Source organism: Actinophytocola xanthii, assembly GCF_001921205.1.
Taxonomy (GTDB): Bacteria; Actinomycetota; Actinomycetes; order Mycobacteriales; family Pseudonocardiaceae; genus Actinophytocola; species Actinophytocola xanthii.
In genome coordinates this window covers 19,101-33,323 of the sequence record NZ_MSIE01000061.1, presented here as the reverse complement: position 1 = coordinate 33,323, position 14,223 = coordinate 19,101, and the positions used below count along the sequence as shown (strand labels likewise).

At 73.4% G+C, this 14,223-nt stretch carries 11 protein-coding genes and 1 pseudogene; 7 read left to right on the top strand and 5 right to left on the bottom strand.

Annotated elements, in window-relative coordinates; translation table 11 throughout:
* The first annotated feature begins 4 nt into the window (after positions 1-4).
* Positions 5-1,726, top strand: a pseudogene (locus tag BU204_RS29225) (FAD-dependent oxidoreductase).
* Between the two features lie 23 nt (positions 1,727-1,749).
* The gene (locus tag BU204_RS29220; RefSeq protein WP_075129026.1) at positions 1,750-2,706 is read left to right on the top strand and encodes an MBL fold metallo-hydrolase; all 957 of its coding nucleotides are present in this window, start codon (positions 1,750-1,752) and stop codon (positions 2,704-2,706) included.
* Positions 2,707-2,714: 8 nt separating this feature from the next.
* Here the strand turns inward: BU204_RS29220 and BU204_RS29215 are convergent, their stop codons facing one another.
* Both BU204_RS29215 and BU204_RS29210 read right to left on the bottom strand, forming a co-directional pair.
* On the bottom strand, positions 2,715-3,554 hold the full coding sequence (locus tag BU204_RS29215; protein WP_075129000.1) for a helix-turn-helix domain-containing GNAT family N-acetyltransferase: 840 nt from the start codon (positions 3,552-3,554) through the stop codon (positions 2,715-2,717).
* A gap of 36 nt (positions 3,555-3,590) precedes the next feature.
* Positions 3,591-5,051 carry a carboxylesterase/lipase family protein gene (locus BU204_RS29210; protein ID WP_075128999.1) on the bottom strand — a complete coding sequence of 487 codons (1,461 nt, stop codon included), beginning with the start codon at positions 5,049-5,051 and terminating at the stop codon, positions 3,591-3,593.
* A 74-nt stretch (positions 5,052-5,125) separates the two neighbouring features.
* Here BU204_RS29210 and BU204_RS29205 point away from each other — a divergent pair, with 74 nt between their 5' ends.
* Genes BU204_RS29205 through BU204_RS29195 form a run of 3 tightly spaced genes read left to right on the top strand, consistent with a single transcriptional unit; the run spans position 5,126 to position 8,898 of the window.
* Complete coding sequence (locus BU204_RS29205; RefSeq protein ID WP_075128998.1) at positions 5,126-5,728, top strand: TetR/AcrR family transcriptional regulator; 603 nt, start codon at positions 5,126-5,128, stop codon at positions 5,726-5,728.
* Positions 5,729-5,773: 45 nt separating this feature from the next.
* Positions 5,774-7,345 carry an FAD-dependent monooxygenase gene (locus tag BU204_RS29200; RefSeq protein ID WP_075128997.1) on the top strand — a complete coding sequence of 524 codons (1,572 nt, stop codon included), beginning with the start codon at positions 5,774-5,776 and terminating at the stop codon, positions 7,343-7,345.
* Between the two features lie 41 nt (positions 7,346-7,386).
* Positions 7,387-8,898 carry an FAD-binding oxidoreductase gene (locus tag BU204_RS29195; RefSeq protein WP_408608056.1) on the top strand — a complete coding sequence of 504 codons (1,512 nt, stop codon included), beginning with the start codon at positions 7,387-7,389 and terminating at the stop codon, positions 8,896-8,898.
* Here BU204_RS29195 and BU204_RS29190 read toward each other — a convergent pair.
* Positions 8,879-10,333 carry an aldehyde dehydrogenase family protein gene (locus tag BU204_RS29190; protein WP_075128995.1) on the bottom strand — a complete coding sequence of 485 codons (1,455 nt, stop codon included), beginning with the start codon at positions 10,331-10,333 and terminating at the stop codon, positions 8,879-8,881. The genes BU204_RS29195 and BU204_RS29190 overlap by 20 nt on opposite strands.
* 43 nt (positions 10,334-10,376) lie before the next feature.
* Between BU204_RS29190 and guaA the strand changes: the two genes are divergently transcribed.
* On the top strand, positions 10,377-11,930 hold the full coding sequence (guaA, locus tag BU204_RS29185) for a glutamine-hydrolyzing GMP synthase (RefSeq protein ID WP_075128994.1): 1,554 nt from the start codon (positions 10,377-10,379) through the stop codon (positions 11,928-11,930).
* Positions 11,927-12,541 (top strand): hypothetical protein, encoded by a 615-nt coding sequence (locus tag BU204_RS29180; protein ID WP_075128993.1) that lies wholly within the window; start codon positions 11,927-11,929, stop codon positions 12,539-12,541. Before guaA ends, BU204_RS29180 begins: the two co-directional genes overlap by 4 nt.
* Before the next feature lie 53 nt (positions 12,542-12,594).
* Here BU204_RS29180 and BU204_RS29175 read toward each other — a convergent pair whose 3' ends face one another.
* Both BU204_RS29175 and BU204_RS29170 read right to left on the bottom strand, forming a co-directional pair.
* Entirely contained in the window at positions 12,595-12,822 is a 228-nt protein-coding gene (locus tag BU204_RS29175; RefSeq protein ID WP_075128992.1) for a hypothetical protein, read from the bottom strand.
* Positions 12,815-14,221 (bottom strand): PspC domain-containing protein, encoded by a 1,407-nt coding sequence (locus BU204_RS29170; protein WP_158073528.1) that lies wholly within the window; start codon positions 14,219-14,221, stop codon positions 12,815-12,817. Before BU204_RS29170 ends, BU204_RS29175 begins: the two co-directional genes overlap by 8 nt.
* Positions 14,222-14,223 lie beyond the last annotated feature (2 nt).

The following is a 14,223-nucleotide window of genomic DNA, read 5'->3' as shown; positions in this document are numbered from 1 at the left end:
TTCCATGGACGAGCTGCTGGACTACGACGTGGTGGTTGTCGGCTCGGGGTTCGGCGGGAGCGTCGCCGCCCTGCGGCTGACCGAGAAGGGCTACCGGGTGGCGGTGGTCGAGGCCGGTCGCCGCTTCGCCGACGACGAGTTCGCCAAGACGTCCTGAGACCTGCGCCGGTACCTGTGGGCGCCGGCGCTGGGCTGCTTCGGCATCCAGCGGATCCACCTGCTCAGGGACGTGATGGTGCTGGCCGGGGCCGGTGTCGGCGGCGGCTCGCTGGTGTACGCCAACACCCTCTACCGGCCGCTCGCCCCGTTCTACGCCGACCGGCAGTGGGCGCACATCACCGACTGGGAGGCCGAGCTCGCCCCGCACTACGACCAGGCCTCGAAGATGTTCGGGGTGGTCACCAACCCGAGCACGACGCCGGCGGACGAGGTGATGCGCAAGGTCGCCGCCGACATGGGCGTCCCCGAGACCTTCCACCCGACGCCGGTCGGCGTGTACTTCGGCCGCCCGGGGGAGACCATGCCCGACCCGTTCTTCGGCGGCGCCGGGCCGGCGCGGACCGGGTGCACCGAGTGCGGCTCGTGCATGACCGGGTGCCGGGTCGGCGCGAAGAACACGCTGGTCAAGAACTACCTGTACCTCGCAGAGCGGGGCGGGGCGAAGGTGCTGCCGCTGACCACGGTGACCGCGCTGCGACCCAGGGCCGGCGGCGGGTTCGACGTCGACCTGCGTCGCACCGGCGGGCGCGCCCGCGCCACGGTCACCGCCCGCCGGGTCGTGCTCGCCGCGGGAACCTGGGGCACCCAGCAGCTGCTGCACCGGATGCGCGACACCGGTGTGCTGCCGCACCTGTCACCCCGCCTCGGCGAGCTCACCCGCACGAACTCCGAGTCGATCGTCGGCGCTGCCCGGACCAGCGTCGATCCGGAGCGCGACTTCAGCCGCGGCGTGGCCATCACCTCGTCGATCCACCCCGACGAGATCACCCATATCGAGCCGGTCCGGTACGGGCCGGGCAGCAACGCGATGGGTCTGCTCCAGACGATCGCGACCGACGGCGCGGCCGCGACGCCGCGCTGGCTTCAGGCGCTGCGCTTCCTGGTCCGGCACCCGGTGCGCAGCGCCCAGCTGCTGCGCGTGCACCGCTGGAGCGAGCGGACGGTGATCCTGCTGGTGATGCAGAGCCGGGACAACTCGATCACGACCTACACCCGGCGCGGTCTGTTCGGTCGCCGTCGGGTCACCTCGCGCCAGGGTCACGGCGAGCCCAACCCCACGTTCATCCGCGCCGGGTACGAGGCGAACCAGTTGGCCGCCAAGCACATCGACGGCATGGCGGGCGGTGCCTGGAGCGAGGTCTTCAACATCCCGCTGACCGCACACTTCATCGGCGGCTGCCCGATCGGCGCCTCGGCGGAGGAGGGGGTGATCGACCCGTACCACCGCGTCCACAACTACCCGGACCTGTCGGTGGTGGACGGTTCGACGATCTCGGCGAACCTGGGGGTCAACCCGTCGCTGACGATCACCGCCCAGGCCGAGCGCGCGTTCTCCCTCTGGCCCAACAAGGGCGACCCGGACCCACGCCCGGCTCCCGGCGCGCCCTACCAGCGCCTTGAGCCGGTCCCGCCGGCCGACCCCGCGGTCCCGCCGACGGCACCGGCCGCCCTGTTCATCTCCCCGGCCCCGACCAGGAACGCGCAGCGCTACTCGCCCACCGAGTGACCGCCGCGTGGCAGGGTGGTGGGGTGGCGAAGACGTTTGCGTCCAGCGGGGACACCGAGGCGAAGGCGGAGACGTTCACCGAGATCGCGGACGGGGTGTACGCGCTCACCGCGGAGGGGGACCCGAACGTCGGTGCGGTCGAGGGGGAGGACTTCCTCGTCTGCTTCGAGGCCAGGGCGACACCGGTCGCCGCGCGGCGGTGGCTGGGGCGGCTGCGCGAGCGCACCGACAAGCCGGTGCGCCACCTGGTGCTGAGCCACTACCACGCGGTGCGGGTGCTCGGCGCAAGTGCTTTCGCCGCAGCCGAGATCATCGCCCACGAGCGGACCAGGCACCTGATCGCCGAGCGCGGGCAGGCGGACTGGGAGTCCGAGCTCGGGCGGATGCCGCGGCTGTTCGAGGAGCCGGCCTCGATTCCCGGCCTGAGCTGGCCGACCCTGACGTTCTCCGACCGGATGACGATCCCGCTCGGTGGGGAGCGGGAGCTGGTGCTCGCCCACTGCGGCCGCGGCCACACCGCCGGCGACATCGTGGCCTGGTTACCGCACGAGCGGATCCTGTTCGCCGGTGACCTGGTGGAGGCCAGGGCCGCGCTCTACACCGGCGATGCCTTCCACGACGAGTGGGCGACCTCCACGCTGGACGAGGTGGCCGCCTTCCCGGCCCGGGCGCTGGTCGGCGGCCGCGGGCCGGTGGTGGTCGGCGAGGCGGCCGTGGCCGCGGCGATCGCCCAGAGCCGCCACTTCCTCGACGAGCTGCGGCGCACCGTCGGCGAGGTGCACGGCCGGTCCGGCACGGTTGCCGAGGCGTTCGCCGCGGCCCATGCGGCGCTGGCTCCCGAGTTCGGCGGATGGCCGATCTTCGAGCACTGCCTGCCGTTCAACATCCAGCGGTACTGGGACGAGCTGGGGGGTGTCGACTGGCCGCGGGTGTGGACGGCCGAACGGGACCGCGAGGTCTGGGCGGCGCTGCAGGGCTGACTGATCCCTCAGCGCACGGGCGAGCGCCGTTCCAGCAGCACGGTGTCGTGCCAGACGCCGTCACGCTGGGCGATGCGTTCGCGGATGCCCACGGTGCGGTAGCCGGCCGTGTGGTGCAGGGCGATGCTGGGCCGGTTCTCGGTGAAGATCGCGGTCTGGAGCGTCCAGAGCCCGCCCTCGTCGGCCGCGGTGACCTGCTTGTGCAGCAGCGCCTTGCCGATGCCCCGGCCCCGGTTCCCGTCGGCCACGTAGATGGAGGTCTCGGCGACCCCGGCGTAGCAGTCGCGGGACGAGGTGGGGGCGGCGGCCGTCCAGCCCACCACCTCGTCCTCGATGACCGCTACCCAGCGGTGGTCGGGCAGCCACTTCGCGTCGAGCGCGGTCCGGCTCGGGACGCCGGTCTCGAAGGTGGCAAGGCCGGTCGCGATGCCCTCGGCGTAGATCCGGCGGACGGCGGCCCAGTCGCCGGGTTCCAGGGCCCGCACGGTGACGTCGTGCGGGAGGTCCTCGGGGCAGCAGGGGCGCGGGCCGAGCAGCCCCATGACCGCGTCCGCGGCATGCGGCAGGCCGGCGCAGCAGGCCTCGTTGACCGTGACGATGGTTGCGGTGCCCTCCTTGCGCAGCCGCACGAAACCCACGTCGGCGAGCTTGCGCACGTGGTGTGAGGTGGTGGACTGGCTGGTGCCCAGGATCTGGGTGAGCGCGCCGACCGTGATGCCCTTCTGACTGGTCGCCACCGCGTGCAGCAACCGCACCCGGACGGGCTCGGCGAGGCAGGCGAACCATTCCGCATAGGTGTCCGCCTCGGTCGGCGGCAGGACCTGGGCCTGGGGAAGTGCGATCGCCATACGGTGATTGTATCGAGTGACATCGATGCTCGTCGGTCAGCGCGCCAGGTCTCGCCAGAAGGCGAGCTGGTGGTCGGCGGTGAAGTCGGTGCGGTGGACGCCGTCGGGACCGGAGGCGAGCGAGAGCACGTACCGGCCGCCGCGGAACGCCGGCCAACCAGGGTCGCCGGAGCGGGCGAAGCGGGCCCAGCTGTCGATCATGGTGTTCCGCAGGTCCTGTTGGGCGGCCGGAGTCAGGTAGCCGACGGTGAACAGGTACGGCAGCTCGAGCATGTGGCTCGCGCCGACGGGGAAGCTCGGCCGGGGGAAGCCCGGGAACCACGGGGTGTCCCGTTCGGCGAACTCGTAGGCGTGGACGGGGACGTGCCGGGCGAGAAGCCGCCGGGTGTCGTCGATCGGCAGCGCCCAGTCGCGATCGGTCAGCGCGGCGGCCAGCGCCTCGGTCGGCGAGCCGAACTTGTGCAGCGGGTAGCGCGCGAGCACCGCCTCGGCGTCGTCGCCGAACGCCTCCGCGACCGCACCCGGGTAGCCCTGCGGGGTGAGCGGCGGCGCACCGCCCAGCTCGAGCCCCGCGAGCCTGCCGGTGTCCTCGTCGTGGTTGCCGCCGTAGAGCACCGGCACCCGGGTGAACCGTCCCCTTGCGAACGCCTCCGCCGGATGCACCGGCAGCAGAGGTCCGCCCACGACCGGGCGGTAGTCGTCGTGACCGCCGCCGGAGGCGGCGACCAGCTCCGCCGGCGAGTGGGTACGCAGGCAGGCGGCGTCGGCGCAGCCCAGCGCCGCGGCGAAGGCCTGCCCCTGCCGCTGCGCCTCCTGCCGGTCGCGGAAGCCGCCGGTGCACCCGGCGCTCTGCACGACCGCCCGGTGGAACAACCCGGCCGAGGCGGGGGAGGCGAGGTGCGCGCAGACGCTGTACCCGCCGGCGGAGTGGCCCATGATCGTGACGTTGCGCCGGTCCCCGCCGTAGCCGGCGATGTTGTCGCGCACCCAGCGCAGGGCGGCCTGCTGGTCGGCGAGGCCGAGGTTGCCGGAGTCGGTACCCAGTTCGGGGTGGGCGAGGAAGCCGAACGCCCCGAGCCGGTAGTTGACCGTGACGGCTACGACGTCTCCCCTGGTCACCAGGTCGTCCGGGCGGTAGTTGGCTCCGCTGCCGTAGTTGAAGCTGCCGCCGTGGAAGTAGACGACCACCGGCCGCTTCCGGCCGGGAGCGGCGGCTGTCGTGACGCTGAGGCGCAGGCAGTCCTCGGCCTGCTCGGCGGGGGCGATCGGGAGGTCGGTGGGCTGCCAGCAGCCCGGCATCGCCCCGGTGGGTGCCGACGGCGGCGCGAGAGCCGGGGGTTCCCAGCGGTCGGCGGCGGCGTAGCGGATGCCGGTGGCGGTGCGTAGGTCACCAGGGGCGGCGGGTGCGGCGGGTGCGGCGGGTGCGGCGGGCGCGGCGGCGGCGTGGGCGGTGCCCAGCGCGAGCAGCGCGGCCAGCAGCAGGGTTCGAAGGGTCATGACGAGGACTGTACGAGCGCCTTAGGCAATTGCGCAAGACGTTTGCCTAAGACTGCCGTGCTAGCCTCCCGGCCATGGGAAACCGGGAGGACCTGCTGCTGGCGGCCAAGCGGTGCCTGCTGGAGAAGGGGTACGACCGCACGACCGTGCGCGACATCGCGACGGCGGCGGACGTGAGCATGGCCGCCATCGGCTACCACTACGGCTCCCGCGAGGCGCTGCTGAACGAGGCCCTGTTCCAGACCCTGGCCGACTGGGGCGACCGCGTCGGCGGCGCGCTGGCACCGGACCCCGAGGTGCCCGACACTCCGGCGGCGCAGTTCGAGTCCAAGCTGTCGCGGCTGATCGACTCGTTCGCGGCCGACCGGCAGATCTGGCTGGCCAGCGTGGAGGCGTTCATGCAGGCGCAGCGCTCGCCCGAGCTACGCGAGCAGCTGGCGGCTGGTCAGCTCGACGGCCGGCGGGGGCTGGCGGCGATGGTGACCGGACAGCCGGAGGACGAGGTGGCCGAGAGCGAGGTGCGCTCGGTCGGCGCGGTCCAGCTGGCGTTGATCTCCGGCCTGATGATCCAGTGGCTGGGCGACGCAGCGACGGCGCCCACGGCGAGCGAGGTCATGAAGGGCCTGCGCACGCTGCTCGGCGTGCCGTCCGACGGCCCGCCGCCCAACCCCGCCTGACGGTGCCGCGCTGGACCTGTCGGTGTCACCTGGCAGGGTTGGGGGATGACCGATGGTGGGGGAACCGAGCCAGTGCTCGTGGTCGGAGCGGGGCCGGTGGGCATGGTCTCCGCGCTGCTGCTCGCCCGCTACGGGGTGCCCAGCGTCGTGCTCGAGGCGCAGCCCGAGCGGGTCCTGGCCGGCAGCCGCTCGATCTGTGTGCAGCGCGACGTGCTCGACATCCTCGAGCGGGTCGGCCTCGGCGCCAGGGTCGCCGAGGCTGGCGTCACCTGGACCCGCGGCCGTACCTACTTCCGCGAGCACCAGGTACTGGAGATCACCTTCCCCGAACCCGTCGACAGCGCCTTCCCGCCCTTCGTCAACACGCCCCAGTCCATCCTGGAGCTGCTCCTGGAGGACCGGATCGCCGGCGAGCCGCTGGTGGACCTGCGCCGGGGGCAGGAGGTCGTCGGCCTGGAGCAGGACGGTGACGGGGTGGCGGTGACCACGTCGGAGGGCACCGTCACCGGAAGCCACCTGATCGCCGCGGACGGACCGCGGTCGGCGGTCCGCGAGCTGCTTGGCCTGCCGTTCGACGGGACGTCCTACCCCGACAAGTTCCTCATCGCCGACATCCGCGCGGACCTCCCCTTCGCCACCCCGGAGCGCCGCTTCTACTTCGACCCGCCCTGGAACCCCGGCCGACAGGTCCTGCTCCACCCCCAGCCCCACGGCGTCTGGCGCGTCGACTGGCAGGTCCCCGAGGACTTCGACCTCGCCACCGAGCAGGCCAACGGCGGCCTCGACCGGCGGATCCGGGCGGTGGTCGGCGACGTCCCCTACGACATCGTCTGGGTGTCGGTCTACCGCTTCCACCAGCGCCGGGTGCCCCGCCTGCGGGTCGGCCGGGTCCTCCTGGCCGGCGATGCCGCGCACGTGATGAGCCCGTTCGGGGCGCGGGGGCTCAACTCCGGCATCTGCGACGCGGACAACGCGGTCTGGAAGATCGCGCTCGACCGGGAGGGCCGAGCCGGCCCCGCCCTGCTGGACTCCTACGACCTGGAACGCGGCGCCGCCGCCGACGAGAACCTGCGCGTCACCGCCGAGACGATGCGCTTCCTCGTCCCGGCCACCGAGGCCGACCGGGCGCGCCGCCTCGACGTGCTGACCCGGTCCCTGCGCGACGAGACCGCGCGCGTCGAGATCGACTCCGGGAAGCTCGCCGAACCGTTCTCCTACCTCGGCTCCCCGCTCACCTCGCCCGCCTCGCCCGCCTCGCCCTACCGCCCGCCGGAGGCCGCCGGCCCCGGGACACTCTGCCCCGACGCCCGCCTCATGGCCGGCATGCGGCTGCGCGAGCTGGTCGGTCCCCGGTTCGTCGTGCTCACGCACTGGTGTCCGTGGCGCCCGGTCGACCGCTGGGAGCACGAGCTGGTCGGCCAGCCGATCCCCCTGGAGCAGGAGGACGACGACGAACTGCTCGTCACGGCCCTGGGCATCCCGCCGCGCTCGCTCGTGGTCGTTCGCCCGGACGGGCACATCGCCGCCGTGCTGCGTGAACCGCGCCCGCCGGAGACGTTCACGCCGCTGGTCACCGCCGCGCTCCGGCGGGCGACCGGATGGCTGCCGCCCGAGTGAGCCACAACCGACCGGCGCCGCCACCCGTCTGTCCTGATGTGTTGGGTCGCAGAGCGTTTCTCGGCGCCGCCGCGCTGGCGCTGGCCGGTGGCGCCGCCGGCTGCACGGACGTCTCCGGAGCACCGGGGCCGGCGCCGGGCGCCACCACCGCGCCACCGCCGCCACCGCCACCGTCGCCACCTCCGTCGACGGCGGCGGACCCCCGGCCGCCGGACTGGATCGCCCTGCGGAGTCGCCTCTCCGGCAGGCTCGTGCTGCCGGCCGACCGGGGCTACGGCCAGGCCCGCCGGGTCTACAACACCCTGTTCGACGGGCGTCGCCCGGCCGCCGTGGCGCACTGCGCCGGCCCGGAGGACGTCCAGGCCTGTGTGGACCTCGCCGCCGCGGCGCGGATGCCCGTCGCCGCCCGCTCCGGCGGACACAGCTACGCCGGCTACAGCAGCCCCGACGGCGGGCTCGTGGTCGACCTGGGGCCCATGTCCGGCGTCCGGGTGGAGGCCGACGGTACGGCGGTCGTCGCGGCCGGCACCAGGCTCATCGATCTCGTCACCGCCCTCGCCGCGAAGGGCCGGTGCCTGCCGACCGGCTCGTGCCCGTCGGTCGGGATCGGCGGGCTGACCCTGGGCGGCGGCATCGGCGTGCTCAGCCGCAAGTACGGCCTGACCTGCGACCGGCTGGTGTCCGCGCAGGTCGTCACGGCCGGGGGTGAGCTGCGGACGGTCTCCACCGAGGAGGAGCCCGAGCTGTTCTGGGCACTGCGCGGCGGAGGCGGCGGGAACTTCGGCATCGTCACCTCGTTCACCTTCGCCACCGAGCCCGCGCCCGACCTCGTCGTGTTCTCGCTGCGCTTCGACGGCCAGGCGGCCGACGTCCTCGCCGCCTGGCAGGACTGGATCCCCGGCGCGCCCGAGGAGCTCTGGTCCAACTGCGTCATCGAGGCCGGCTCACCGCCGAGGGCGCGGATCGGCGGCTGTTTCGTCGGCGACGAGGCCGCCTGCCGGCGCCAGCTCGACCGGCTCGCGGTCGATGCGGGCACCTCGTCGGTCACCGCACTCGGCTACCTGGACGCCATGCGGTTCTTCGCCGGCTGCGAGCGGCCCAGCGCGCCCTGCCGGCCCGAGGACGCCGGCCGCGACTCGTTCGTCGCGTCCTCACGCATGCTCGAGGGTCCGGCCGACCCGGCTGCCGTGGTGTCGTTGCTCGACGGGCTCACCGGCCTGGACCTGCTGCTGGACTCCCTGGGCGGTGCCGTGGCCGCCGTCGAGCCGGCCGCGACGGCCTTTCCCCACCGAGGCGCCCTGGCCAGCGCGCAGATCTTCGCCAACACCGACGGCGGGCGCGACCTCGCCGCCCGGCAGGTCGCCGAGGTGCGGACGGGCCTCGGTCGGATCGCCGGCGCCCGGGGCTATGTCAACTACATCGACCCGGAGCTGCCGGACTGGGCGAACGCCTACTACGGCGCCAACCTGCCGCGGCTGCGGGCGGTCGCCGCCGACTACGACCCGGACGGGGTGTTCGCCTTCGCCCAGGGGCTCACAGCTCGAGGCCGGTGAGCACCATGACCCGCTCCTCGGTGAGGTCGTTCATGGCGCTGCGGACACCCTCCCGGCCGAAGCCCGAGCCCTTCACCCCGCCGTAGGGCATCTGGTCGGCGCGGAACGACGGCACGTCGCCGATCACCACGCCACCGACCTCCAGCTCGGCCCGCGCCCGGAACGCCACCTGCACGTCCCGGGTGAAAACCCCGGCCTGCAGGCCGTACTGCGAGGCGTTGACCTGCGCGAACGCGTCGTCGAGGCCGTCGGTGACCGACACGACGAGCACCGGGCCGAACACCTCCTCGGCCCAGACCTTCTGGTCGTGCGGGACGTCGGAGAGCACCGTCGGCTGCACGGTCGCCCCGTCCCGCTTGCCGCCGGCCAGCAGCCGGCCCCCTGCCCCGACTGCCTCGTTGACCCACGACTCGACCCGCTCGGCCGCGGCCTCGTCGACCAGCGGACCGACCTCCACGTCGGGGTCGTGCGGGTTGCCGGTGCGCAGCGCGGACACCGCGTCCAGCAGCTTCGGCACGAACTCGTCGGCCACCGCCCGGTCCACCAGCACCCGCTGCACGGCGATGCAGGACTGCCCGGCCAGGTAGTTGCCGAACACGGCGATCCGCTTCGCGGCGAAGTCCAGGTCCGGCCAGTCGGCGCAGACCACCGCCGCGCCGTTGCCACCCAGCTCGAGCACCACCTGCTTGCGCGGCGCGCGGTCCATCAGCTGCCAGCCGACCGGGCCCGAGCCGGTGAACGAGACCACGGGCAGCCGGGCGTCCTCGACCAGCCGCATCGTCTCCTCGTTGCCGAGGGGGAGCACGGAGAAGGCTCCCTCGGGCAGGTCGGTCTCGGCGAGCAGCTCACCCAGCAGCAGCGCGGACAGCGGCGTCCGCGGCGCCGGCTTGACGATGATCGGCGCGCCGACCGCCAGCGCGGGCGCGATCTTGTGGGCGACCAGGTTCAGCGGGAAGTTGAACGGAGCGATGCCCAGCACCGGTCCGCGCGGCACCCGCCGGACGAGCGCCAGCCGGCCCTCCGCGGTGGGGTCGGTGTCCAGCCGCTGGAGGTCACCGGAGAACCGGCGGGCCTCCTCCGCGGCGATCCGGAACGTCGCGACGGCCCGGTTCACCTCGACAACCGCCCACTTGAGCGGCTTGCCGTTCTCCGCCGTGATCATCTCGGCGACCTCGTCGCACCGCTCGCGCAGCTGCTGGGACACGTGGTCCAGGGCCGCGGCACGCACATGCGCCGGGGTCGTGCGGAACCGCGGGACCACCGACACCGCCGCCGCGACCGCACGCTCGACCTGCTCGGGAGAGGGCACGCACACCGCGGCGATCTCGTCGCCGTCGTAGGGGTGGTGCACCGCGAGCGTCTGGTCGCTCTGCTCCGCCCGACCTGCGATCCAGGCGGGCCGTGGGGTGGGTAGGTGCGGGTCTGTCGCGTCCATGCCCTCCACCGTAGTTCCCCACCAACCGTGACATGCTTCTCCAGTGACGGATTCTCATCACCGCCCGGTTCTCGTCGTCGACTACGGTGCGCAGTACGCCCAGCTCATCGCCCGCCGCGTGCGTGAGGCGCAGGTGTACTCGGAGGTCGTGCCGCACACCGCGAGCGTGCCCGAGCTGCTCGACCGCGACCCGGCGGCGATCGTGCTCTCCGGCGGCCCGTCCTCGGTCTACGCCGAGGGCGCGCCCACGGTCGACCCGGCGCTGTTCGACGCCGGTGTGCCGGTGTTCGGGATCTGCTACGGCTTCCAGGCGATGGCGCAGGTCCTCGGCGGCACCGTCGAGCACACCGGCGCTCGTGAGTACGGGCGGACCGAGCTGTCCTCCGGCGGGGGCGTGCTGCACGCGGACCTGCCGCGCCGACACCCGGTCTGGATGAGCCACGGGGACAGCGTCACCGAGGCCCCGTCGGGGTTCACCGTGACCGCGGGGTCGAGCGGGGCCCCGGTCGCCGCGTTCGAGGACGTCGAGCGGCGCTTCGCCGGCGTGCAGTACCACCCCGAGGTCGCGCACTCCCCGCACGGCCAGGAGGTGCTGCGCCGGTTCCTGCACGACGTCGCCGGCCTGCGTCCCTCGTGGACGATCGCCTCGATCGTCGAGGAGCAGGTGGCCAGGATCCGCGAGCAGGTCGGCGACGGCCGGGCGATCTGCGGCCTGTCCGGCGGGGTGGACTCAGCGGTGGCCGCTGCCCTGGTCCAGCGCGCCATCGGCGACCGGCTGACCTGCGTCTTCGTCGACCACGGGCTGCTGCGCGCCGGTGAGCGGGGGCAGGTGGAACGGGACTTCGTCGCCGCGACCGGGGTCAACCTGGTCACCGTGGACGCCGCCGACCGGTTCCTGGCCGCGCTGGACGGCGTCACCGACCCCGAGCAGAAGCGCAAGATCATCGGCCGGGAGTTCATCCGCGTGTTCGAGCAGGCCGAGCGCGACCTGCAGGCCGACTCCCGCTACGACTTCCTGGTCCAGGGCACGCTCTACCCGGACGTCGTCGAGTCCGGCGGAGGCACCGGCGCGGCCAACATCAAGAGCCACCACAACGTCGGCGGCCTCCCGGAGGACCTGACCTTCGAGCTGGTCGAGCCCCTGCGGGAGCTGTTCAAGGACGAGGTACGCCGGGTCGGCATCGAGCTGGGCCTGCCCGAGACCATCGTGCACCGCCAGCCGTTCCCCGGCCCCGGTCTCGGCATCCGGATCATCGGCGCGGTCACCGCCGGCCGGCTGGAAATCCTGCGCGCGGCGGACGCGATCGCCCGCGAGGAGCTGACCGCCGCCGGGCTGGACCGCGACATCTGGCAGTGCCCTGTGGTGCTGCTGGCCGATGTGCACAGCGTCGGCGTGCAGGGCGACTTCCGAACCTACGGCCACCCGGTCGTGCTGCGGCCGGTGTCCAGTGAGGACGCGATGACCGCCGACTGGACCCGGCTGCCCTACGACGTGCTGGAGCGCATCTCCACCCGGATCACCAACGAGGTCCCCGATGTGAACCGCGTCGTGCTGGACGTGACCTCGAAACCGCCGGGCACCATCGAGTGGGAGTGAGCGGGCGCTGGCGCCGCCTCGGTCCGTGGACACCGCGGACCGCGGCCGGCGCCACGTTTGCCCTGCTCGGGCTGGGGCTGACCGGGCTGCTCTGGTACGCGGTGCTGGCCCGCGGCTGGCCGGTCGTGCTCGGGTTCGTCGGCTCCGGGCCGCTGGCGCTCTGGGTCGGGTACTGGTGGCGGCGCCACCTCGTGGGGGTCTTCCTCAGCGAGGACGGCCGGATCCGGGTCCGCACGACGCCGAGGACCCGCACCTTCCACGCCGGCGAGGTCGTCGAGGTGCGGACCAGGGCCCGCGGCCTCGGCAGCGGCACGGCGGGGATCCGAGTGCGCGAGCTCTGCCTCGACCTGCGGGGTGGCCGCTCGGTCAGCACGCTGATCCACGGCGACGCCCGCCAGGGGCGTGGGCACCTGCGGCGCGGGGTCCTCTCCGCCGCCGTCTTCGACATGGTGGTCGACCGGCTGGAGCGGTTTGTCGAGGCCGCCGAGCCACTCCCCGAGCCGGCCGCGCCCCCGGAACCCACCGAGCCGCCGCCGACGGAGGAACCCCCGCGCCGCCCGCCGGGCAGGGGGCGCCGAGAACCGCCGCCGGGGATCATCGAGTGGAAATGACACCGGGGTGGCCTCCTGTCGGAGACCACCCCGGGGGTGAGTGGGTCGCGTGGTCAGCGTTTGCGGCGGCCTCCGCGCAGGGACGAGGCCAGCAGGAGCACGCCGACCAGCACCGCCCCGCCGGTGACCAGCCAGCGGCCGTCGATCCTCGGCCACCAGACCGTGCCGTCGGTGAGCACGAAGCTCGACACGAACAGCGTCGCCAACCCGGCGATCAGCGTGAACAGGTCCGGCCGCCGCCGGCGGGTCTCCGTCTGGGCGGAGTCGTTTCGCTCAGCCACGGTGCACCTCCACGCTGCCGATCCGAGCATCGATCCTCAGGTCCACGTCGAGGCCACCCGGGCCGTCCGGCCCGTTGTCGACGAACTCGCGCGGACCGTTCCTACCCACGTTGTCCCACGATTCGACGCCGTAGCTCGCCGAGCCCAGGCCGTTGTCGATGGTGAGCTTGAGGTCCGCGTTCTCCGGGACGATCACCGTCACGTCGCCCATACCGAGGTCGACCTGGGTGTCCACCTCGCCGGTGGCGGGCAGCTGGGTCAGGTCCAGGGTGATCGAGCCGATCGAGCGGCTGTACTCACCCGCCACGCTCTTGATCGTGGTCGGGGTGCTGGTGAGTTCGCCGATTCCCTTCGCGCCGTTGGGCGTGACCACGGTCATCCCGATTCCGACCACCGCCAGCGGCACGGCCAGGCCGATCAGGCCGCGGCCGCCGCGGACGAACGCGCCGCCCACCATGCCAAGACCCAGCACGGCCAGCACCACGCCGACGATGTGTTGCGGGGTGATCCAGCCGCCCATGCCCGCGACCGACATGCCGGCGACGGCGAGCAGTGCGACGCCGACGGTCAGCAGTCCGATCCTGGACCTGGGCTTGCGGGCCGGCGGCTCGGGCTCCTGGTCGTCCAGCGTCGGGTTGGGGTCGGGCAGGTCCCAGGCGAACGGAGCGGCACCGAGCGGGTCCCAGGCGGGCGGGCTCGTGCGCGGCTCCGGCTCGGGGTCGACGCCCTCGTCGGCGCGTGGTTCGTCCTGCGGCAGCGGGGTGGTGACGCCGGCGGCGGAGCCGGTCGAGGTCGCCACCGTCGGCTCGGTCACCGGGGTCTCGGGTGCCGGCGGCGTCACCGGCGCGGTCGTCGTCGGTGCCGTCGGCATCGTGGGCATGGTCGGCATCGTGGGCATCGACGCGGTCGGCATGGTCGGCATCGACGCCATCGGTGCCGGCTCGGCCGGTGCCCCGCCGAGCCCGCCCCGGGTCCGGTGCAACAGGTAGAGCGCCCCGGCGGCGGCCAGCACGCTCAGGTAGCCGGGCACGAACCCCCCGAAGAACCAGCTGAACGTCGGGATGAACGCCAGGCACAGAACGATGGTGAACATCGACGAGGTGGAGCTGCGACCGCGCCCGATCAACGCCTCGAACGGCGCCACCTCGTCGTCCTCCTCAGGGAGGAACAGCCAGCCCAGCAGGTAGAGCACGATGCCGGCACCACCGTAGACGGCCGCCACGGCCAGCCCGACGCGAACCAGCGTCGGGTCGAGCCGGTAGCGCCTGGCGATCCCGGCGGCCACGCCGGCGATCTTTCGGCCACGCCGCGGCCGTCTCGGCCGCGTCGCCCAGAAGTCCTTAGCCATGTCCTCGACGCCGGTCAGGCCGGCGTGGGTCGATCCGGTTGTCCCACTCACGA